The following is a 19,381-nucleotide window of genomic DNA, read 5'->3' on the forward strand; positions in this document are numbered from 1 at the left end:
TTGTATTTTGCCAAGCTGATGACTTATTTCATAATCTGTAGCCCAAGCAAGCAACTTGTATCAACCAGCCAAACCAACCAAAATGCACCAGATGATTGATGGGGCATTTTGGTTATTTTTATGCCAATTTGCCAGTGTATTGCCAATTTGAGGTATATTTATCAAGGGCTATTGTAGATTATAAATTAATTTATATTAAAAAATAGATAAAAATCTTAGTTGTGGCATGAGTAGTGAAATGGCAGCAATTAACCGATGGGCAGGGCTTGTAGATGAGTTGTGAAGTGTCTGTGCTTTGGGTATAAAAAACCAGCCATTGGGCTGGTTTTTGGTTAATCGGTTAAATTGACGACCTGCTGAGTGGCTTTAATTGCCTTTGAGCGATCCTCTTTGCTTACCCATTGTGATGGCGTGCCTTTTAGCTCTTGACGCATAAAATTCACCCAAATAGGCAAGGCGGCAAAACCACCGTATTCTTTTGCACCCAGTGGCGAAGGTGTGTCAAAGCCGACCCAGACCACGGCGACATTGGTGGGATGAAAGCCTGCAAACCATGCATCTTTGGCAAGGTTGGTTGTTCCTGTTTTGCCCCCAACATCACCACGACCCAAGGCACGAGCACGGCGACCTGTACCACTGGTGACAACCTCACGCATCATGTTTGAGACATTATAAGAGGTCTCTTGTGATAATACACGGGGGGCTTGGGTGGCGGTGCTGTATTGCGGTGCGGTTTTTGGCTGTAGCCTGTCGCCTTGTGGCGTACCTGCCGCTGCAAGGGTTTCTTGCTTGGCTTTATTTGCCTCAAATGTTTCTAGCAATTTGGCATTGGTTGTTTGTAACTGGTCGTTAAAACATACCGCACAAGCCTGCACAGGGTTGGCTTGGTAGATGGTATTGCTATAAAAATCATAAATGCGTTCGATGATATAAGGCTGCACACGATGACCGCCGTTGGCAATGGTAGCAAAGCCTGTCGCCATTTGTAGTGGCGTGGCTTCGGCTGCACCCAGAGCGACCGCCAAAGTCGGTGGCATACGCTCCATCTCAAGTCCACCCATCGCATTCATCAAAGAGCGTGTCTCGTCAATACCTGCCGATCGCATTAGGCGAATGGCTGGCGTATTACGCGATAATGCCAAAGCACGGCGTAGCGTCATGTTGCCTGTGTAACGACCGTCAGCATTTTTTGGTCGCCAGCTGCCAATGCGAATGGCGGCATCAGATACCATGCTGTCAGGCGTGTATTTGCCAGTTTCTAATGCTGCAGCATAAACAAATGGCTTGATGATGGAACCAGGTTGGCGATAGCCTTGAATGGCACGGTTGAATTTGCTTTGGTTAAAATGAAAACCACCAACAACAGCACGCAATGCACCATTTGTAGGGTCAAGCGATACCAATGCCCCTTGTACTTTTGGAATGGATTCCATTTTCCAAGCGGTTTTTGCCTCGTTTAATGGCGAGATACGCACAATGTTGCCGACCTTGACCATTTGATTGGCATTGCTGTAGCCACCACCAACACGGTTGGCACTGTAATAACGCCTTGCCCAGCTCATGCCTGACCAGCCGATGGTAACTGTTTCGCCTGATTGTAGCTGTGCCTCAAAGCTGTTGTTATTAACCTTGGTAACTTTGGCAGGATAAATGTTGTCAAAGTTTTTTCGCCCATCAAGTGAGCCTGATTCTGCTTCCACACCTCGCCAGCCATGACGGCGATCGTAGCTACGCAAGCCGCCAACCAATGCCTGATCGGCGGCAAGTTGTGAGCTGCTGCTGACCGTTGTTTGTACACGCCAGCCAGAATCCATGACCGCCTCACCAAAGCGTTCAACCAATGATGAACGAGCCATTTCTGCGATATAGGGGAGGTTTAAATCAAGTTTTTCTTGATAAAGGTTTAAGCCAATCGGCTCATTAATGGCAGCATCTCGCTCGGCAGCACTGATAAAGCCTTCTTCAAACATACGCCCAATAATCCAGTTGCGGCGTTCCATTGCTCTATCTGGGTTAATCACAGGGTTGTAGGCAGAAGGGGCTTTTGGCAAACCTGCAATCATCGCCATCTGTGCAATGGTTAATTGATCCAAAGTCTTGCTGTAATAACGCCGTGCTGCCGCTTGAATGCCATAAGTACCTTCGCCCAGATAGATTTTATTGACATACAGTGTCAAAATCTCATTTTTGCTCAGTTCAGATTCAATCTTACGAGCGATGAATAATTCGGTCAATTTGCGGCTGATGGTTCGCTCTGAGCTTAAGAAGTAGTTTTTTGCCACCTGCATGGTGATGGTTGAGCCACCTGTTTGTGTGTCATTATCGGTCAATACTTCGGTGATGGCACGCCCCATGCCTTTGACGCTGATACCACTATGTTCAAAAAAAGTATCGTCCTCTGCTGCCAAAAATGCCGAAATCATCGGCTTGGGAATTTCCTCAAAACGCACAGGCATTGAATAGCGATTGCCATACTGACCGATGAGCTTGTTGTCAGCGGTATAAATTTGCAACGGCATCTCAAACTTGGTGTTGTCAATTTTTTTGACATCAGGCAAAGTGGGTTCAAGATACATCGCCATGCCATAAAAACCGATCGGAAAAGCCAATAATAAAATGGCAAGCAGTGCCAATATTGCCAAAATCAGTTTGGCTAAGATGGCAAAAAATGATGCAGAAAAAGACTGGTTTGACATAAGTGATAATACTTCAAGATAGCTTTGCGGTTTATTTTACTAGGTTCGGCAAATAATAGCCAGTATTTCATTGTAACCTGATTAAATTTTGTACTATTTTTGCCATAAGTTTGCTTTTTTGGCGTTGATTGCTGTTGTTATGATACAAAATATCAGCAAAATTGTCCGCAATGACGGCACAAATCATGACAGTCTGCGACTTTTTGGCATTTGGCTTGAAAATTTCTCATACCATCCCTATTTTTTAGCAAGTTTTATCTGAAAGTCAATGGAGAATTTCGCTTTATGTGAAGATAATTGGGTTGTAGTTAATTATTTTTATTTAAAACCAGTGGTACTTGCATAAATAAAACGCACCAAAATCAAGCCTTGATATTATCTATCAGGGCTTGACTTAAGGTATATTTATTAAAAATTTTTAAATTAATTCTTAAAATATATACTATAATCAATTGGGTTAAAACCAAGGGCGTTCGTTGGCAACATAAGTCTCATCAAAAAGTTCCTCGTCTTTAGAAAGATAAAGAATCGCCTCAATAAAGCTAATTATGAAGATTATTAGACTTGGAATGCCAAGAAGAATAAATCCAAATATAAAAGCAACCAGCATGATGATACCTTGCTTGGCGTAACCTAAATAAAATTTATGAGCACCAACAGACCCAAAGAAAAATGCCAGCAAGGTAGCAATCCACTTTTTGTCAAGATTAAATGATGAGCTTTTAATATGATAAATACGCACGGCATAATCGTTCATCAATTCAAAATCAACATTGGCATTAGTCATCGGTTCAGTAGGGCTACACCAATCAGCTTTTGCAAAGTTATAACGCACGCCATTTTCTGCGACAATAATACCCGTTTGGCTTAGTTTGTCATAGCCTAAAATCTTACCTTTCATTTGTATTCCTTAATTGACCGAGTTAATTGAATTAAAAGCGGACTTTAATTCCGCTTCAGCGGCATTTTGGCAGTTTTTTGAGTCAGGCTTATAAGTACCTGTTGAGCATTTTTGAAGCACTTTAGCTCGCTTGCTACGGTCTTTGACCAATTCATCAACTGAGTAAGTTTTGGAGCAGCCTGTTAATAAAACAGCTGCAAGTACACTAATACTGATTATTTTATTCATAGTTTATCCTTATTGGCAGAGAGGTCTGAGATTTGTATTTTGGTTGCAATTTTGCACCTAAAACAGGTTCATTCTATCATACCCCTAAAATAGGTGCAATGAAAAATTTAAGATTATCTATACATTCACCTGAAAATATTTGGTTGCGTCAACTTTTGATTAAAAGAAGGCGGGAGTTGAAGCTGTCTCAGCGAGAGTTAGCTGAGCGACTGGATGTTGTGTACTCTTTTGTTGGTAAGGTTGAGACAGGGGATAGAAGGCTAGATTTTCTGGAATTTATTGCTTATTGCCATTCGCTTGAGATCGATCCATGTCAGGTTGTGATGCAATTCAATCGTCAATTCTCTTGAAAATTTGCTAAGCGTCCTTAATTATTGCAAGTTAAATTTTAATTTCAAGGAGTGTTTTATGACCACAACCAATCATCATTTTGAAGCCGAAGTTGCCCAGCTTTTGCATTTGGTAACGCATTCTTTGTATTCTAATGCGGATATTTTTGTGCGTGAGCTGGTGTCCAATGCCTCTGACGCTTGTGATAAACTGCGTTTTTTGGCAACTGCTGATGACAGCTTGTACGAAAATGATGGCGAGCTTGCGATCAAGATTGATTTTGACCAAGAGGCAAAAACACTCACCATTAGCGATAACGGTATCGGCATGAATGAAGCTGATGCCATTGAGCATTTGGGAACGATTGCCAAGTCAGGCACAAAGGCGTTTTTGGACAAATTATCCGACAGCGACAAAAAAGATGGCAATCTTATCGGTCAATTTGGTGTGGGTTTTTATTCAGGGTTTATTGTTGCTGACAAAATCACTGTTGAGAGCCGTAAAGCTGGCGAGCCTGCCGAGCAGGGCGTGCGTTGGGTATCAGATGGCACAGGGTCATTTAGCACCGAGACCATTACCAAAGACAGTCGTGGCACGAGCATTACTCTGCACCTAAAAGACATTTATGCAGGTGAGGGCGAAGGCGAGAGCAATTATCTGGATCGCCATACCGTGCGTCAGTTGGTGAATAAATACTCTGACCATATCAGTCTGCCAATTCAGATGCGTAAGCAAGAATGGCAAGATGAGCTGGACGATGACGGCAAAGTGGTCGCAGGCAAAGGCGAGTATGTCTTGACGGACGAGTACGAAACCATCAACCAAGCCACCGCCTTGTGGACAAAATCGCCAGCGGATATCAGCGATGATGAGTATAATGAGTTTTATAAAAACCTAAGCTATGATTATACCGATCCGCTTGCTTATACGCACAATCGTGTCGAGGGGCGCGTGCAGTATACCCAGTTGCTCTACATTCCCAAAAAAGCACCGTTTGACTTATACGCACGAGAGCAGCAGCGTGGGCTGAAGCTGTATGTGAAGCGAGTGTTTATCATGGAAGATGCCGAGCAGCTATTGCCGATGTATTTGCGTTTTGTCAAAGGGGTGATTGATACAGCTGATTTACCACTCAATGTCAGCCGCGAGATTTTGCAAGAAAGCCGTGATGTCAAGGCAATCCGTGATGGCAATGCTCGCCGTGTGCTGACCTTGCTTGGCAGCCTTGCAGGTAGCGAAGATGCGGACAAACAGGCGAAGTTTGCCGAGTTTTATCAAGAATTTGGCGATGTGCTAAAAGAGGGCTTGGGCGAAGATCAATCCAACCAAGAACGCATTGCCAAATTGTTGCGTTATGCTACCAGCACCGATGATGCGACAAAGACCAGCTTTGCCGATTATAAAGCTCGCATGAAAGAGGGTCAAAAAGCCATCTATTATCTGACAGCGGATAATCTGGCTGCTGCCAAAAACAGCCCACAGCTTGAGCTGTTTAACAAAAAAGGCATCGAGGTTATCTTGATGACAGCACGAGTTGATGAATGGGCGATGAATTTCTTGCACGAGTTTGACGGCACGCCACTAAAAAATATTGCCAAAGGGGCGGTGGATTTGGGCGAGCTGACGGACGAGAGCGAAAAACAACAAACCAAACAAGCCGAAGAAAATCTCAAGCCCATCGTTGATAAGCTAAAAACCGCACTGGACGGTCGTGCCAAAGATGTACGAGTCTCTAGCCGTCTGGTGGACAGTGCTGCGTGCTTGGTGGTGGGTGAGGGTGAACTTAGCCCGCAGATGGCACAGATGCTAAAAGCGATGGGACAAAGCGTGCCTGATGTCAAGCCTGTGCTTGAGATTAACCCAAACCACCCATTGATTAACAAGCTTGAGCAAGATGGTGAGTTTGACACACTGGCACAGGTTATCTTTGATCAGGCGGTGCTGGCTGATGGCGGACAGCTTGATGACCCTGCAGCATACCTGAAGCGTATCAATGCACTGCTTATGAAGTAATTAACTAATAATAAAAACTGTCTGTAGATACAGGCAGTTTTTTTGTGCCTGCGGTATGATTTTTGGCAAAAAATGTAACAAGATGTAAAAATAAATAAAAATCGTTTTTTTTTTTTTTTTTTTGGATATGGTATCTTGAGCAAAACTTAAGCAAATTGTTTGGGTTTGATTGTTCATTTGATTTAATTTTTATTAAGGAGTTATGATGAAAATCTACCATCTAATCACCGCCACAGCCACGGCGTTGTTATTGCTTACCACAGCCCCCGCCCAAGCCAACCAAGCAAAGTTTAAAAAGATTGAACGAGAGCTTAAGCAGTGTTCCAAAGATGCCAGAGGTTCGTATGTATATGGAAGTTGTGTGATAGGTGCTGTAGATGATTACAGAAAATTGATGAATGCAAGCAAAAGATCCAAGCTAAAGCAAGCAGAACGAGCTTGTGCAATTAAGGCGGCAAGAGAAGAGTCAAATTTTGATTATGATCATGACACATATGGCTTAGAATCACTCAGTAATGCAGGTAGAATTGGAGCTGCTGAATGTCAATTAAAGGCAGCCAGACGCATCGCCAAACAACGCTGATTTTTATTATGCCCAAAAAGATCGTCCTTTGGCGGTCTTTTTGTTATTTGGCTTGACAAGAAATTTCCCCCACTTTGGCATGGCTTGTGGTACAATGATCTCACCTTTTTTGCCTTGTTGCATGGTTGAGTATTGCATGAGTTTTTTCTCAAATTTTTTCTCAAATCTGGGTGCGTCGTTGTGGATGCTGATCGGTAGCGAACGAGCATTTACGCGTGCCAAGCCGACTTTTGGGCAATTTGTGCTGTTGATGGTGGTGGCACTGTCATCAAATATTTTATTTGCTTGGCTGGTTGCGACTGATGACAGTTATTTTAATGAACAGGGGCTGATCAGTTATCTGGTGTGGCCTGTGATTATTGTGGCGGCTGGGATTATCATCGCCCAGCGGTCGGTGAATTATTCGCTGTTGTTCGTGCCTGCGATTTTGTGGCTGGCGGCGGATACTTTGCTGGTGCTGTTCCAAAGCGGCATTCAGTTTCTTGAAAATCAGGGGCTGTTGCCATATTGGCTGGGCAGTATTTTGCCGAGCTTGTTTTTGCTGTTGTTCGTCTGGCAGACGACAGCGTTGCTGCTGATTTTTGCCAAACGCTTTGGCTGGCCGTGGTGGGAGCGGTGCCTGATGTTGATTGCAACCATCGCACTGCTGGTTGTTTGGCAAAAAAACACCATCAGCCAACCGATTTTTAAGACAGATGCCACACAGACTTTGCTGGACGAGGCGGCATTTTATGAACAGCCTGCGGTATTTTCACGCACGCTTGATAGCATCGCCGAACATAAGCAAGGTCGTGCCGAATGGTATTTTTTGGGCGTGGCTCCCTATGCTGAACAAAATGTATTTGCCAATGAGATTTTGCAAGCCAAGCAGATTTTTGATGGGCGTTTTGACTCGGCAAAACGCTCGCTGGCTTTGATTAACAATCCTAACACTTGGGGTGAATATCCACTGGCGACACGCACCAGCATTGAGCGGAGTTTGGTACGCATTGGCGAGCGTATGGACAGTGATGAAGATGTGCTGTTTATGGCATTAAGCTCGCATGGTTCGGTTGATGAGCATGGCGAGCCAATCGGTGAGCTTGCGGTGAGCAACCCGCCGCTGGATTTGCGACAGATTGATCCGTTTTGGCTAAAATCAGCACTGGACAAATCAGGCATTCGCTGGCGGGTGATTGTGATTTCGGCGTGTTATTCAGGCACTTTTATTAATGCTTTAAAAGACCCTTATACGCTTATCATCACAGCATCAAAAGAGGACAAAGCCTCGTTTGGCTGTACCGATGATGCTGAGCTGACTTATTTTGGCAGGGCATTTTTTGCAGAAAGTATGCTACAGACCGATGGGATTATCGAGGCGTTTTATGCCGCTGTGCCAAAGATTAAAGAGCGAGAGATTCTGATGGGATTTGAGCCGTCTGAACCACAACTGGTGGTCGGTGAGCTGATACAGCTTGCTTTGCCAGAGCTGCAAAAATCACTGTACAACCCTAGCGAAAATTCGCCACTGCAACTGCCAGAGGGTGTGATTGATACCAAAAATTCGACCCAAACATTGACAGCTCCACCGCAATAATCAAATTTGCCAAAACCGCCTGTGTGATACGGGCGGTTTTTTGATGTGAGAAAAATGATAAAAATCTGTGCCAAAGCAGATAATCATCGCCAAATTTTGCTTATTTACAAAAAAAATTGCCAAAAAAATAAAAAACCGTTTTTTTTTTTTTTTTTTTTTGAATGTGCTATCGTAGGCGGTATCGGAAATTTTCCGCTTTTTAACCAACAGGAGAATATGATGAAAATCACCAAAACACTAAGCCTAACCGCACTGTGTGCTTTGGCTGCATTATCCAGCCCAAGTTATGCCAACCAAGCTAAGTTTAATAAGATTGAACGAGAGCTTAAGCAGTGTCATAACAACTTGGAAGTGGGAGGTATTGCTATGTATAATGCTTGTACTATGGACGCAACCGATAGTTATAAGCGAACATTTACCAAAGCTCAAAAAGCCAAGCTAAGATCGGCAAAAAAATCATGCGAAACAAAATATGACAGAGATAGCAGTCTGGGGAACTCGGCTGCTTACGTCTGCGAGTTAGATGCAGCCAGACGCATCGCCAAACAACGCTGATTTTGTTATTTAAGACTGCCGATAGGCGGTCTTTTTGATGGGCGATTGGTGATGGGTTTTGAGATTGGTTTGGGTATTTTTTAGAAAAATAATCATTATTTCGCCAAAGATGGCTTGTAATTTATCAAAAATATCGGTATATTGTAGCGGTATATCATATTTACTTATGATATTACAAGTTTTTGTGATATGTTGTAATGCACCGTGCATGACCAGCACAACACTTGTCCATCATACAGATGTTTTTTAGTTTGAGGATTTAACCATGAGTATCCAATCTGTTGTCAAAAAAATCGAGCAAACCTATGCCCACCAGCCTGAATTTATTCAGGCGGTACAAGAAGTGGCGATGACGGTTGAGCAAGTGTATGCTGACAATCCAAAATTTGCCGAATTGAAGGTTTTTGAACGCTTGTGCGAGCCTGACCGTATCATCAGTTTCCGCGTGAACTGGGAAAATGACAAGGGCGAAGTGCAGGTCAATCGTGGCTGGCGTGTGCAGTTTAGCAATGCCATCGGCCCTTATAAAGGCGGTTTGCGATTCCATCCGACGGTCAATGAGGGCGTGCTGAAGTTCTTGGGCTTTGAGCAGATTTTCAAAAATGCACTGACAGGCTTGCCGATGGGTGGCGGTAAAGGGGGTTCGGATTTTGACCCCAAAGGGAAATCTGATGCCGAAATTCGCCGTTTTTGCTATGCGTTTATGCGTGAATTGCACAAAAATATCGGCAAAGATATGGATGTGCCAGCAGGTGATATCGGAGTTGGTGGTCGTGAGGTGAACTATATGTTCGCCATGTACAAAAATTTGACCCGCGAATATGAAGGCGTGCTGACAGGCAAGGGTGTAGGTTTTGGTGGTAGCTTGATTCGTACCGAGGCGACAGGTTATGGCTTGGTGTATTTTTTGGATAATATGCTAAAAGCCAATGATGACACGCTGGCTGGCAAGACGGTGCTGGTCTCTGGTGCTGGTAATGTTGCTCAATACGCCGCCGAAAAAGTGGTGCAGTTGGGCGGCAAGGTTATTACTTTCTCTGATTCTACTGGCACGCTGTATGACAAAGATGGCTTTGACCAAGAAAAAATTGACTGGGTAAAAGCACAAAAACAAGAACGCAAACCGCTGTCTGACTATGTGGAGCAATTTGGTGGTCAGTGGCTGGCTGGTGAGAAGCCTTGGCAGTTTGCTGCCGATATTGCTCTGCCTTGTGCAACCCAAAATGAGGTCAATGAAAGCGAAGCTAAGACCTTGGTGGCAAATGGTGTCAAATACATTGCCGAAGGGGCAAATATGCCACTAGATGCTAAGGCAATCGATGTGGTGCGTGAGCATGGCGTTGCCTATGCACCGGGCAAAGCAGCCAATGCTGGCGGTGTGGCAGTTTCGGGTCTTGAGATGAGCCAAAACTCGGTGCGTCAATACAAGAGTTTTGAGGAGCTTGATAAGCAGCTACAAAACATCATGAAAACCATTCATGACAATGCCTGTGCTGCCGCCGAAAAATACGGCACAACCAAAGGGGCGATTGATTACATGACTGGGGCAAATGTCGCAGGTTTTGTACAAGTTGCCAATGCTCTGGTGGCTTACGGTATTTTATAAGTTTGCCAAAAAACAATACCCCAAAAGTCGGCTTTTGGGGTATTTTTTGTGGATTAATGAGCGGAATGGTTATTGCTTGATTGATTGGTGTCCATTTGGCTCATATTTGTGCCATTCATATTACTCATGTCGTGTCCAGATTTTGACATCATCATCTGCATAATGGGCGAGCTAAAGGCAATGGCAAGCCCCGAAATCAGCATGATAGCACCGCTGAATTTGCGTAATTGCAGATGGTGGATTTTTGATTTTAGCCATGTGATGACAGTGCCTGTGGTTAGTAGCATGGGCAAAGTTCCCAGCCAAAAAAACGCCATAAATGCCGTGGCGGTCAAGCCAAATTGCCCATCGGCAGCCAGACCCAGTGCAACACCCAAAGCCCCATAAACCAAACCGCATGGCAAAAATCCCCACAACAAGCCTGCCGCCAGTGCCTTTGGTAGGCTATCCATGGGCAACACTTTGCTACGCAAGGGGGCAAGTGCATTCCACAATTTTAAGCCTGCTTTTTCTAGTTGGTTTAAGATGGGCAGACCGAGCATTAACAGGGCAGCAAAAATCAATGCCCCGCCCAATAGGTATTTTGGTATGGAGCTGTTTGCCATCAAAGGAGCAAGAATGCTGTTGCCAAATATCGCCACCAGCAAGCCCAAAATCATATAGCTGCCGAGCCTGCCTACATGATAAGCAATCATCAGCATGGCTTTTTTGGCAGGTGAGGCTTCTTTCATCGCAACACCAAAAGCTGCTACGATACCGCCACACATACCCAAGCAATGTGGCGATCCTAATAGCCCCATGCTAAAGGCGGCAAAAATCAGGGCGATGGTCATTGGTGATCCTTAGTGGTGATATTGCGGCGTGCTTGGCGATCATCAAGAATAATCTGCTCTGGTGCGTTGTCCAGATCTTCAAACTGATTGGATTTGACGGCATAATAAATTGCCCAAATTGCCACCACAAACAGCATAAGACTTAAGGGGATTAATAAATAAATACTCAGCATAAACCACACCTACTAAGCCGATTGATTACAATATTTTATCAAAAACATAACCAGATGACAATATTTGCTCAAATTTCATTCATATACAGCACAGTATGACAGTGATACAGACTTTATCAGATAGGCTTAGGACATACAGCTGATTGCCTTGATTTCGTCATGCCGTGCAGGGCGAGTGTCATCGGCGGTTGCGATGGCATTTGGCTGATAAGGATTGGACAGCAGGGCAAATAATCGCTGGACTTCGGCAAAATCCCCTTGATAAGCCTGCATGATGGCACGATCCGCCATGTGATTGCGTAGCACGTAGATGGGATTGTGCTGCTGCAATGTGCTGATGATGTCGGATTTGCTAGTATGGCGAAGCTCGTGCAGGTATTCTGTCGCCCATTGTTGCCAGTGGGCTTGGGCGTGTTGTGGCAGTTGTGCAAGTCCATGATGCAATAGCTGCTTTTCATAAGGGTGATTTTGACCATCAACAAGGGCAATTAGGCTGCGAAAAGTATTGGTAAAATCAAGTCGATGCGTCTGCATAAAATCAAGCAGACGATTGCCAAGCTGTATGATGGCAGGATGCTGGGTATGGTTGTTGATGCCAAGTTTTTGGCACAGTTTGTCATGATAACTATGCTGTAGCGTATTGTCATAAGATATCAGCACTTGCTCCATGTCATCTTGGCTGATAAATTGTCCAAAACTTTGTAAAAATTTTGCCAAATTCCAGCGTCCGATGGCAGGCTGATTATGATAACTGTACCGTCCCATGTGATCGGACTGGTTATTGATCCAATGAGGATTAAAACGCTCCATAAAACCAAAAGGCCCAAAATCCAGCGTGCTGCCTGTAATGTTCAAATTATCCGTATTCATTACACCATGGCAAAAACCAACCAGCTGCCAGTTGGCAATCATCAAGGCTGTGCGATTGGCAATGGTACAAACTAGGGCAGGTATGTCCACAGTTTTTGTGCCGCTGTGATATAAAGCAGGATAATAACTTTGGGCAATCTTGCCAACAAAATCACCAAAATTATCAGGCGTATACATTGACACCCACTGAAAATGCCCCAGTCGCACATGGCAATCACTGACACGCAATAATGCAGCGGCTTTTTCTGGGTATTGACGGCGAATCGTGGTATCGCTTATCACCAATCCAATGGCATCTGATGAGTCAATCCCCAGTTGGTTCATGGCATGACCGCACAGATATTCACGAATGGTGCTGGCAAGCATTGCACGACCATCACCATGACGAGAGTAGGGAGTACGCCCTGCACCTTTTAAGTGCAAGTCGGTCAGTCTGCCTTGATTATCCTTTAGCTGTGCTATCAGCAGTCCACGACCATCGCCCAGCTGACCTGCCCATTGCCCAAACTGATGACCAGCGTATGCCATGGCAATCGGCTGCATATCAGTTGGCATGATATTTGCCAAATCAGTAAGCCGACCGCTGATGATATTGCACCACTGATTATCGTTTAGATTATTCAGCCCAAGCCTGTCAATCAATGGGCGATTAAGAGCGATCAATGTGGGGTTGTCAAGCGGTGTTGGTAGAATATGGCGATACAGTCTGTCGTCATGCTTTAGGTAATCGTGGATAAATTTCATGCACTGTATGATTGATTATTGGGCTTTTGTTTTATGGTGGCGTGTCTTAAATATGAATGCAGCTTATCCATAATAGCACCAGTTGGGGCGTTTGACAAGGTTGCCATCATGCGATGTGCCATTATGATTGTGAGGCTTATAAATATTAAGCAAAAGAAACCCTTTGTTCAGAACAAGTGAACAAAGGGTGGAGAAAAGCCATCTGGTCTGATTAAGCGGCGGTTTTGCCTTTGAGTTGTAGGAATGCTTGCTCAATCCGCTTGCTGTGCTCAAAGATTTTTACCTCAATTTGGGCGAATTGTGCTTTGAGCTTTTCGTCAGCTTCGTGTAAGCGGTCGGCGAATTCAGCACGCTTTAGCTCGATGGCTTTGGCTTTTAGGGCGTGCCATTCTTCGACAGTTTTGGTAAATTCTTCATACTCTTGGCTGATGCGATCTTTGAACATTACCAAGCGTTCATCTAGGCTTGGTTCGCCACCTTTGGCAATGCGTTCGGCAGCTCGCTTAAACTGCATGGTAACTTCTGCGTGCTTGATGGTAAGGTCGTCAACGCGTTTTAGGTTCTGTGCCAAGCCAATTTTTGACAAGATGCTGATGAACCATTTGGTTGGGTCGTATTGCCACCACTTAACACCATTGCGATAGTCGTATTGGAAATAGTGATGATAATTATGATAGCCCTCACCCCATGTTACAATCGCAAGCAGTGGGTTGTCTCGAGCGGTGTTTTCGTCAGTATAAGGGCGTGTGCCAAACATATGGCAGAGCGAGTTGATAAAAAAGGTAAAATGATGGGTCAAAACCAGACGCAACAAGCCTGCAATCAAGAAAGTGCCAAGCATATCACCTGTGATTAGTCCTGCAATGCCCACAACCACAAGATTGGTTGCAACCACCCAAAAGCCATAATATTTGTGTTGCAAGGTCAGCAGTTTGTCTTTTTTTAGGTCGGGGATATTTTTGTAATCATATTGACCGCTTGGATATTTGTGCAGCATCCAGTCCATGTGGCTGAACCAAAAACCACGGCGAGCCGAATACGGATCATCGTATTCATCATCAACATGGCGATGGTGCGTGCGATGCCCAGAACACCAGTCAAATGCCGAACTCTGGACTGCTAAAGTTGCCCCAAGTAGCAAGAAGTATTTGACAATCGGATGGGCTTCGTATGATTTGTGAGCCCAAAGACGGTGATAGCCTGCAGTGATGGAAAGACCCGTCCATGCCATAAACAACGCAAAGGCGGTCCAGACAGCGGGATTGACACCGTGTGTCCACAGATACCAAGGCACCAAAATAATGGCAAGTAGCGGTGTTGATAGCAACACAATGGCAGGAACCCAGTTGATTGGTGCGTTTTTAAAGGCTTCAGGATTGCGTTCGATGCTCATAAGCGATAAATATCCTCAAAGATGGTCAGGCAAACAGTGCGTTTGCACACAGCAACAATATTACAAAATTTTGCCAACGCCTGTTGTTGCTAGGCGAGCCATCGTCTGATAAACAAATGGCTTGGTTGTATTAAAAATTTTGGAATACTGACTGTCTGTATCCATACTATCACAGATTGTCAAGAAAGTGAACAATTATTCACGCAATTTTTGCATATTTTTTTGATAAAATTGTAACAGCAAACTGGCGATGATGATTTGGAATAATTGCCGTGATGTTTGGTTGTTTTGTGAATATTTTTATCATTTATTGATAAATATTATTAAATAAATAAGATGATGAGCAAGGGTACTAAAAATAACCATATATAAATAAAGGAAATAAAAAAATGCACCAAGAGTGCTTGCTTTTGTTATAATCTAGCAAAATCTGGAGTGGAGCAGGCAACATGAACAATCGCAAGCAACAGTTTGAGCTGCGTCAGTTGCGTATTTTGCAGACTGCTGAACAATTGCTGCTAGAATCTGGCGAAGGGGATTTGACTTTGGACAATCTGGCGTTGCAGCTGGATTTGGCAAAAGGGACGCTGTATAAGCACTTTAGTAGCAAAGATGAGCTTTTGTTGCGTATTTTGATTCGTTATGAAGAGCGAAAATTACAAATCATCAGCGTTGATGACGGTGCAGGGGCGGGTGTGGCAAGGTTGGTGCTGCAGCTGCTGAATTTGCCACACCGTGCGATATTGTTTAACCATATCGAGGAGCGGTTATCATCGACCACTTCGGGGCTAAATCAGTGGTTTGCACAGTTGTACCGTGTGCGTCGTGAACGCATGGTGCGTATGTCAAAAATTGTACACACTTATCTTGATGAGCAAAATAGCGACATGAATATCCGTGATTATATGGCGACACTGTACGCGGTTGGGCAGGGGGGTGCAAGCCTGCTTAATTCAAGTTTTTATCAGATGTATCTGGGTAGGCGAGATACGCTAAAGATAGCACTGGTAAGACAGATGTTGGATTTGCCAAAGTTGTACCCCAGACTGACACCGACCACTGACGAAGAATACAGGCAGCAACTGGCGATGCTTGATGGTATTAATGAAGAGCAAATCCAAGAGCTTGCCGAGTTGATTGGACAAAATATCATACCCACGCCCAGCAAGCAGTAGTTTTATTCGCATAAAAAAATACCCCAAGCGAGCTTGAGGTATTTTTTGTGATGTTTAGACATCGCTTTCTTTGTACTGCGGTACAGGTTTTTTAAAGCCTGCGGTTTTGATGCCTAGCCAAACAAAGCCAAGTGCTGCCCAGAATAGACCAACGCTGAAGGTTGTGCCGTCTACTTTTAGCCACATCAAGAAAATCGCAATAAAGCCAAGCACTGGCACGATGACATAGTTGAATATTTCTTTGGCACTTGTTACCATCTTATCACGAATGGCATAGCGGAAAATCACTGACAAATTCACAAAGCTAAATGCCGTCAATGCACCAAAGCTAATCAAGTCCACCACAGTTTCTAGTTTAATAAAGCCTGCGGTTAAAGCCACAGCACCTGCGATGAGAATGTTGTTTACTGGGGTGAGTAGCTTGGGGTGGATTTTTCCAAAGATTTTGTTGCTGATAACGCCATCACGACCCATCACATACATCAGACGAGAAACGCCAGCATGTGCCGAGATGCCTGATGCCATCACAGTTACAATGGCAAAGCCCAGTACGATGGCTTGAAATGCCGAGCCACCAACCAGCAGTAGGATTTCGGCTTGGGTTTCGTCCACTGCCTTAAAGTAAATCGTAGGGTCGCTTGGCAAGAAAGTCTGCATAAAATAAGCACTGATGATAAACACAATACCTGCAATCAGAGTGGTCAATATCATGGCTTTTGGCAGCGTGTTTTTGACATCTTTGGTTTCTTCGGCAAGGCTTGAGATTGAGTCAAAGCCTGTAAATGAGAAACACAAAATGGTCGCACCAGTAATCAATGCACCAACAGAGGTCATCTCGTCCCAAAATGGCTTAAGGCTCCATAGCTGATAAGCATCTTCTTTGAGCGTGCCATCTGCGTACAATCCCATGCCTAGCTTGGTGTAGATCAAATAGGTAAATACAGCGATAACAATCAGCTGCACAAAGACAATCCAGCTGTTAAAATACGCCACTACTTTTGAGCCAAATAGGTTTACCCCTGTCATCAATGCTGTCAGTCCAATGACCCAGACCCAGTGATTGACACTTGGGAACAGAGCCTCTAGATACAGCACTGCCAGAATGATATTAACCATTGGCGAGAGCAGGTAGTCAAGCCAGCTTGACCAGCCCACCATAAAGCCCATGCTTGGGTTGATGGCTTTTTGGGTATAGGTATAGGCAGAGCCTGATGATGGATAGGCACGAATCATATGACCATAGCTGATGGAGGTTAGCAAAATCGCCACCAAAGCAAACAGATAAGACATGGGAACATGGCCGCCGCTATCACGAGAAACCATACCAAAGGTATCAAACAAGGTCATGGGCTGAATGTAGGCAAGACCAATGATAATAACATGCCATAGGCCAAGATTTCGCTTTAGACGAGCGACATTAGAGGTGGGTAAAGTATTCAACGATGGTATTCCTTTTAAGTGTGCAAAATGCAGCCAACACAAAAGGGAGTACAGCTTCATCGTATCAAACGCAAGGTTTGATGCTTGGTCGATTAGGCTATCTGCTCCAGTTTTTTAATGAAAGAAAAATAATCAAACAGTGGTTGCTGTTTAATTTTGGGAAATTTGGGCAATTTTAGCCCAAAAATAACCATTTGTCAGCTGTTTTTTGCTAAATTGTTAAAATTTTTGCTACAAGGTTTTTATAAATTGACAAAATTGCTACCATCGCTGCCATATCAACCGCCTTTTAGCGTCAGACTGCGGCCGCCATCAACGGCGAGAATCTGCCCTGTGATATAGCGACTGCTTACCAAGAATAGCACCGCTTCGGCGATGTCGTTTGGTGTGCCAATGCAGGATAGAGGAACTGAGTTGATAAGCTCTGCTGCGGTTTGGCTATTTAGCTGGAGGTTTTGGTCATTTTCGGGAAGGATATTAACACCCGGGGCAACGCCATTGATACGCACCAGTGGAGCGATTTCTAGGGCGAGGCTTTGTACCATGGCACGGTGGGCGGCTTTTGCCATGTTGTAGATGGGATAGCCAACAAAAGGCTTGCCATCTGCATGAATGTCAAGCAGGCTGATGATACTGCCTTTGTTGGCTTGCAAAATTGGCAAAAAGGCTTGGCTTATCATAAAGGGGGCTTTGGCATTGGTTAAGAACAAATCTTGCCAGTGCGATAGCAGATTTTGGTGATTATCGTGTAGATTTGTTGCATAAAAACTTGAAGCATTATGAACCAAAACATCAATACCGCCAAAAAATTCGCAGCAATTCTGGACAAATTGTGCAAGTAAGACTCTATCATTAACGATTTGTAAATCCGCCTGAATCATGGCGGCGGAATTTGGGCGAGCGGTATTGAGTGTCAAGACCAGATTTGTCGCCTCAAGGCTGCTGTGATGATAATGAATGATGATGCGGTAGCCGTGCTGGTGCAAAAGCCTGCTAATGGCGGCTCCGATACGCTTTGCTCCGCCTGTAACAAGGGCAACTTTGGACGATTTCATGATGGTTGTATGCCTTGGTTGGGTGCGATATGTGTGTGCTTTGATGATTGTAAAAATTTTGTCAATTGCAACAAGCGTAACCGTGTCAGCTCATCGCCAATTGCTTTGCCAGTGAGCGTTGGATTAATATTCGCCATACTAACAGATTGATAGCGAGTGATGGCATCATTCAGCCATGATTTTTTATAAGCAATTGATTTATCTTGATAAATCTGACAAGCATCATACAACAGCATCAACAGTGCATCATCTTTGTGGGCTTTGGTATGCTCAATCATAGTAAGCAATTGTTCAGCATTTATATTTTCTAAATTAAGTAAAATTTTATGATAATTGGCAAAAGCGTGGACAAACTGGCTGATGGCTTTTGGGGCATTGAGCCGTGTTAAGCAATCGTTTAGATTATCTTTATTGTCATATAAGTTAGAAAACAGCATGGCAAAACGCACATCAAGCGGAGCATTTTGTTTGCAGGCGTGTTGTAGCCGTGCCAAAACCGCTGCATAGCTGTTGTTATCGGTGAATGTCTGTGCCAGCGTTGGCAAAATATGCAGCAAAATCTCATTATCCTGCAAACAGCTGATGAATTGATGACCGTGCGGCTGCATTAAGGCACGAGCAAACTCTGCCCAAATGCGTTCGCGGCTAAGCGTGGCAAGCTCACCACGGCTGGCAATGTCGGTCATCAAAGTGCAGGTTGTGTCATCAATCACGAAACCAAGCGGTGATAACCGTGCATAAAATCGTGCAACTCGCAGCACTCGCAAGGGATCTTCGCTAAAAGCTGGGCTGACATGGCGGAGGATTTTATTGTGCAAATCAGCCAAGCCGCCATAAAAATCAACCACCGTGCCATCGATGGGCGTGTCATCATTGAGACCTTGCACCTGTATGGCTAGGGCGTTAATTGTCAAATCTCGCCGCAATAAATCATCTTGCAGGCGGACGCTTTCATTGGCATCGATACAAAACGCCCGATGACCTGTGCCTGATTTTCGCTCAAGCCTTGCCAGTGCGTATTCGTTATGCGTATCAGGGTGTAAAAATACAGGAAAATCCGCCCCCACTTGGCGAAAGCCGTGTGATAGCATGGTGTTCTGATTGCCACCGACCACCACAAAATCTTTGTCAGTAACAGGCAGACCAAGCAGCATATCACGCACCGCTCCGCCGACTAAATATATTTGCATGGATTTGTTGTTTATTGTGC

General features: G+C 44.4%; 19 protein-coding genes. 7 read left to right on the forward strand and 12 right to left on the reverse strand.

The window, feature by feature from the left end; all coding sequences use genetic code 11:
* Positions 1 to 332 precede the first annotated feature (332 nt).
* The 3 genes from BW928_RS00275 to BW928_RS00285 all read right to left on the reverse strand — a co-directional run bounded on the left by BW928_RS00275 (position 333) and on the right by BW928_RS00285 (position 3,825).
* On the reverse strand, positions 333 to 2,696 hold the full coding sequence (locus BW928_RS00275; protein WP_076554184.1) for a penicillin-binding protein 1A: 2,364 nt from the start codon (positions 2,694 to 2,696) through the stop codon (positions 333 to 335).
* Between the two features lie 457 nt (positions 2,697 to 3,153).
* A complete protein-coding gene (locus tag BW928_RS00280) occupies positions 3,154 to 3,597 on the reverse strand; it encodes a TM2 domain-containing protein (RefSeq protein WP_076554187.1) in 444 nt (147 codons plus the stop codon).
* A gap of 9 nt (positions 3,598 to 3,606) precedes the next feature.
* A complete protein-coding gene (locus tag BW928_RS00285) occupies positions 3,607 to 3,825 on the reverse strand; it encodes an EexN family lipoprotein (protein WP_076554189.1) in 219 nt (72 codons plus the stop codon).
* 98 nt (positions 3,826 to 3,923) lie between these two features.
* Here BW928_RS00285 and BW928_RS00290 point away from each other — a divergent pair, with 98 nt between their 5' ends.
* The 3 genes from BW928_RS00290 (at position 3,924) to BW928_RS00305 (ending at position 6,751) form a co-directional block, all read left to right on the forward strand.
* Positions 3,924 to 4,175, forward strand: a complete 252-nt coding sequence (locus BW928_RS00290; protein WP_076554191.1) for a helix-turn-helix domain-containing protein — start codon at positions 3,924 to 3,926, stop codon at positions 4,173 to 4,175.
* 58 nt (positions 4,176 to 4,233) lie between these two features.
* Positions 4,234 to 6,168 (forward strand): molecular chaperone HtpG, encoded by a 1,935-nt coding sequence (htpG, locus tag BW928_RS00295; protein WP_076554193.1) that lies wholly within the window; start codon positions 4,234 to 4,236, stop codon positions 6,166 to 6,168.
* A 205-nt stretch (positions 6,169 to 6,373) separates the two neighbouring features.
* Positions 6,374 to 6,751, forward strand: coding sequence for a hypothetical protein (locus tag BW928_RS00305; protein ID WP_076554197.1), 378 nt, complete (start codon positions 6,374 to 6,376; stop codon positions 6,749 to 6,751).
* A 6-nt stretch (positions 6,752 to 6,757) separates the two neighbouring features.
* Here BW928_RS00305 and BW928_RS12025 read toward each other — a convergent pair whose 3' ends face one another.
* Positions 6,758 to 6,889 (reverse strand): hypothetical protein, encoded by a 132-nt coding sequence (locus BW928_RS12025; protein ID WP_259741463.1) that lies wholly within the window; start codon positions 6,887 to 6,889, stop codon positions 6,758 to 6,760.
* On the opposite strand from BW928_RS12025, the gene BW928_RS00310 reads away from it, so the two are divergent.
* Together BW928_RS00310 and BW928_RS00320 are read left to right on the forward strand one after the other, a co-directional pair.
* Positions 6,888 to 8,327 carry a C13 family peptidase gene (locus tag BW928_RS00310; protein WP_078309901.1) on the forward strand — a complete coding sequence of 480 codons (1,440 nt, stop codon included), beginning with the start codon at positions 6,888 to 6,890 and terminating at the stop codon, positions 8,325 to 8,327. The two genes, BW928_RS12025 and BW928_RS00310, sit on opposite strands and share 2 nt — an antisense overlap.
* Before the next feature lie 219 nt (positions 8,328 to 8,546).
* Positions 8,547 to 8,882, forward strand: a complete 336-nt coding sequence (locus BW928_RS00320) for a hypothetical protein (protein WP_076554203.1) — start codon at positions 8,547 to 8,549, stop codon at positions 8,880 to 8,882.
* A 9-nt stretch (positions 8,883 to 8,891) separates the two neighbouring features.
* On the opposite strand, the gene BW928_RS00325 is transcribed toward BW928_RS00320, so the two are convergent.
* The gene (locus BW928_RS00325) at positions 8,892 to 9,101 is read right to left on the reverse strand and encodes a hypothetical protein (protein ID WP_076554205.1); all 210 of its coding nucleotides are present in this window, start codon (positions 9,099 to 9,101) and stop codon (positions 8,892 to 8,894) included.
* Positions 9,102 to 9,147: 46 nt separating this feature from the next.
* On the opposite strand from BW928_RS00325, the gene gdhA reads away from it, so the two are divergent.
* On the forward strand, positions 9,148 to 10,488 hold the full coding sequence (gene gdhA / locus BW928_RS00330; RefSeq protein ID WP_076554207.1) for an NADP-specific glutamate dehydrogenase: 1,341 nt from the start codon (positions 9,148 to 9,150) through the stop codon (positions 10,486 to 10,488).
* Positions 10,489 to 10,541: 53 nt separating this feature from the next.
* On the opposite strand, the gene BW928_RS00335 is transcribed toward gdhA, so the two are convergent.
* The 4 genes from BW928_RS00335 to BW928_RS00350 form a co-directional block, all read right to left on the reverse strand.
* Positions 10,542 to 11,321, reverse strand: a complete 780-nt coding sequence (locus tag BW928_RS00335) for a sulfite exporter TauE/SafE family protein (protein WP_078309854.1) — start codon at positions 11,319 to 11,321, stop codon at positions 10,542 to 10,544.
* Positions 11,318 to 11,494, reverse strand: coding sequence for a cbb3-type cytochrome oxidase assembly protein CcoS (ccoS, locus tag BW928_RS00340; protein ID WP_076554209.1), 177 nt, complete (start codon positions 11,492 to 11,494; stop codon positions 11,318 to 11,320). Before ccoS ends, BW928_RS00335 begins: the two co-directional genes overlap by 4 nt.
* Positions 11,495 to 11,620: 126 nt before the next feature.
* Positions 11,621 to 13,108: a protein adenylyltransferase SelO family protein gene (locus BW928_RS00345; RefSeq protein ID WP_076554211.1), complete on the reverse strand. Its 1,488-nt coding sequence runs from the start codon at positions 13,106 to 13,108 to the stop codon at positions 11,621 to 11,623.
* Between the two features lie 211 nt (positions 13,109 to 13,319).
* Positions 13,320 to 14,501 carry an acyl-CoA desaturase gene (locus BW928_RS00350; RefSeq protein ID WP_076554213.1) on the reverse strand — a complete coding sequence of 394 codons (1,182 nt, stop codon included), beginning with the start codon at positions 14,499 to 14,501 and terminating at the stop codon, positions 13,320 to 13,322.
* Positions 14,502 to 14,950: 449 nt separating this feature from the next.
* Between BW928_RS00350 and BW928_RS00355 the strand changes: the two genes are divergently transcribed.
* Positions 14,951 to 15,676 (forward strand): TetR/AcrR family transcriptional regulator, encoded by a 726-nt coding sequence (locus tag BW928_RS00355; protein WP_076554215.1) that lies wholly within the window; start codon positions 14,951 to 14,953, stop codon positions 15,674 to 15,676.
* 54 nt (positions 15,677 to 15,730) lie between these two features.
* On the opposite strand, the gene BW928_RS00360 is transcribed toward BW928_RS00355, so the two are convergent.
* The 3 genes from BW928_RS00360 to BW928_RS00370 all read right to left on the reverse strand — a co-directional run bounded on the left by BW928_RS00360 (position 15,731) and on the right by BW928_RS00370 (position 19,361).
* Positions 15,731 to 17,116, reverse strand: coding sequence for an APC family permease (locus BW928_RS00360; RefSeq protein ID WP_076554217.1), 1,386 nt, complete (start codon positions 17,114 to 17,116; stop codon positions 15,731 to 15,733).
* 278 nt (positions 17,117 to 17,394) lie between these two features.
* Positions 17,395 to 18,171 (reverse strand): pteridine reductase, encoded by a 777-nt coding sequence (locus BW928_RS00365; protein WP_076554219.1) that lies wholly within the window; start codon positions 18,169 to 18,171, stop codon positions 17,395 to 17,397.
* Positions 18,168 to 19,361, reverse strand: a complete 1,194-nt coding sequence (locus BW928_RS00370; RefSeq protein ID WP_076554221.1) for a tRNA nucleotidyltransferase/poly(A) polymerase-related protein — start codon at positions 19,359 to 19,361, stop codon at positions 18,168 to 18,170. The genes BW928_RS00365 and BW928_RS00370 overlap by 4 nt, the downstream gene beginning before the upstream one ends.
* Positions 19,362 to 19,381: the final 20 nt, after the last annotated feature.

Origin of the sequence: Moraxella cuniculi DSM 21768, from assembly GCF_900156515.1 — a bacterium.
Lineage (GTDB): Bacteria > Pseudomonadota > Gammaproteobacteria > Pseudomonadales > Moraxellaceae > Moraxella > Moraxella cuniculi.

Excerpts from the sequence above, each read along its gene's own strand:
- BW928_RS00350 (WP_076554213.1), bottom strand. The coding sequence starts at position 14,501 with ATGAGCATCGAACGCAATCCTGAAGCCTTTAAAAACGCACCAATCAAC.
- BW928_RS00345 (WP_076554211.1), bottom strand. The coding sequence starts at position 13,108 with ATGAAATTTATCCACGATTACCTAAAGCATGACGACAGACTGTATCGC.
- BW928_RS00305 (WP_076554197.1), top strand. The coding sequence starts at position 6,374 with ATGAAAATCTACCATCTAATCACCGCCACAGCCACGGCGTTGTTATTG.
- BW928_RS00285 (WP_076554189.1), bottom strand. The coding sequence starts at position 3,825 with ATGAATAAAATAATCAGTATTAGTGTACTTGCAGCTGTTTTATTAACA.
- BW928_RS00310 (WP_078309901.1), top strand. The coding sequence starts at position 6,888 with ATGAGTTTTTTCTCAAATTTTTTCTCAAATCTGGGTGCGTCGTTGTGG.
- BW928_RS00370 (WP_076554221.1), bottom strand. The coding sequence starts at position 19,361 with ATGCAAATATATTTAGTCGGCGGAGCGGTGCGTGATATGCTGCTTGGT.
- BW928_RS00320 (WP_076554203.1), top strand. The coding sequence starts at position 8,547 with ATGAAAATCACCAAAACACTAAGCCTAACCGCACTGTGTGCTTTGGCT.
- gdhA (WP_076554207.1), top strand. The coding sequence starts at position 9,148 with ATGAGTATCCAATCTGTTGTCAAAAAAATCGAGCAAACCTATGCCCAC.
- BW928_RS00365 (WP_076554219.1), bottom strand. The coding sequence starts at position 18,171 with ATGAAATCGTCCAAAGTTGCCCTTGTTACAGGCGGAGCAAAGCGTATC.
- htpG (WP_076554193.1), top strand. The coding sequence starts at position 4,234 with ATGACCACAACCAATCATCATTTTGAAGCCGAAGTTGCCCAGCTTTTG.
- BW928_RS00335 (WP_078309854.1), bottom strand. The coding sequence starts at position 11,321 with ATGACCATCGCCCTGATTTTTGCCGCCTTTAGCATGGGGCTATTAGGA.
- BW928_RS00275 (WP_076554184.1), bottom strand. The coding sequence starts at position 2,696 with ATGTCAAACCAGTCTTTTTCTGCATCATTTTTTGCCATCTTAGCCAAA.
- BW928_RS00280 (WP_076554187.1), bottom strand. The coding sequence starts at position 3,597 with ATGAAAGGTAAGATTTTAGGCTATGACAAACTAAGCCAAACGGGTATT.
- BW928_RS00355 (WP_076554215.1), top strand. The coding sequence starts at position 14,951 with ATGAACAATCGCAAGCAACAGTTTGAGCTGCGTCAGTTGCGTATTTTG.
- BW928_RS00290 (WP_076554191.1), top strand. The coding sequence starts at position 3,924 with ATGAAAAATTTAAGATTATCTATACATTCACCTGAAAATATTTGGTTG.
- ccoS (WP_076554209.1), bottom strand. The coding sequence starts at position 11,494 with ATGCTGAGTATTTATTTATTAATCCCCTTAAGTCTTATGCTGTTTGTG.
- BW928_RS12025 (WP_259741463.1), bottom strand. The coding sequence starts at position 6,889 with ATGCAATACTCAACCATGCAACAAGGCAAAAAAGGTGAGATCATTGTA.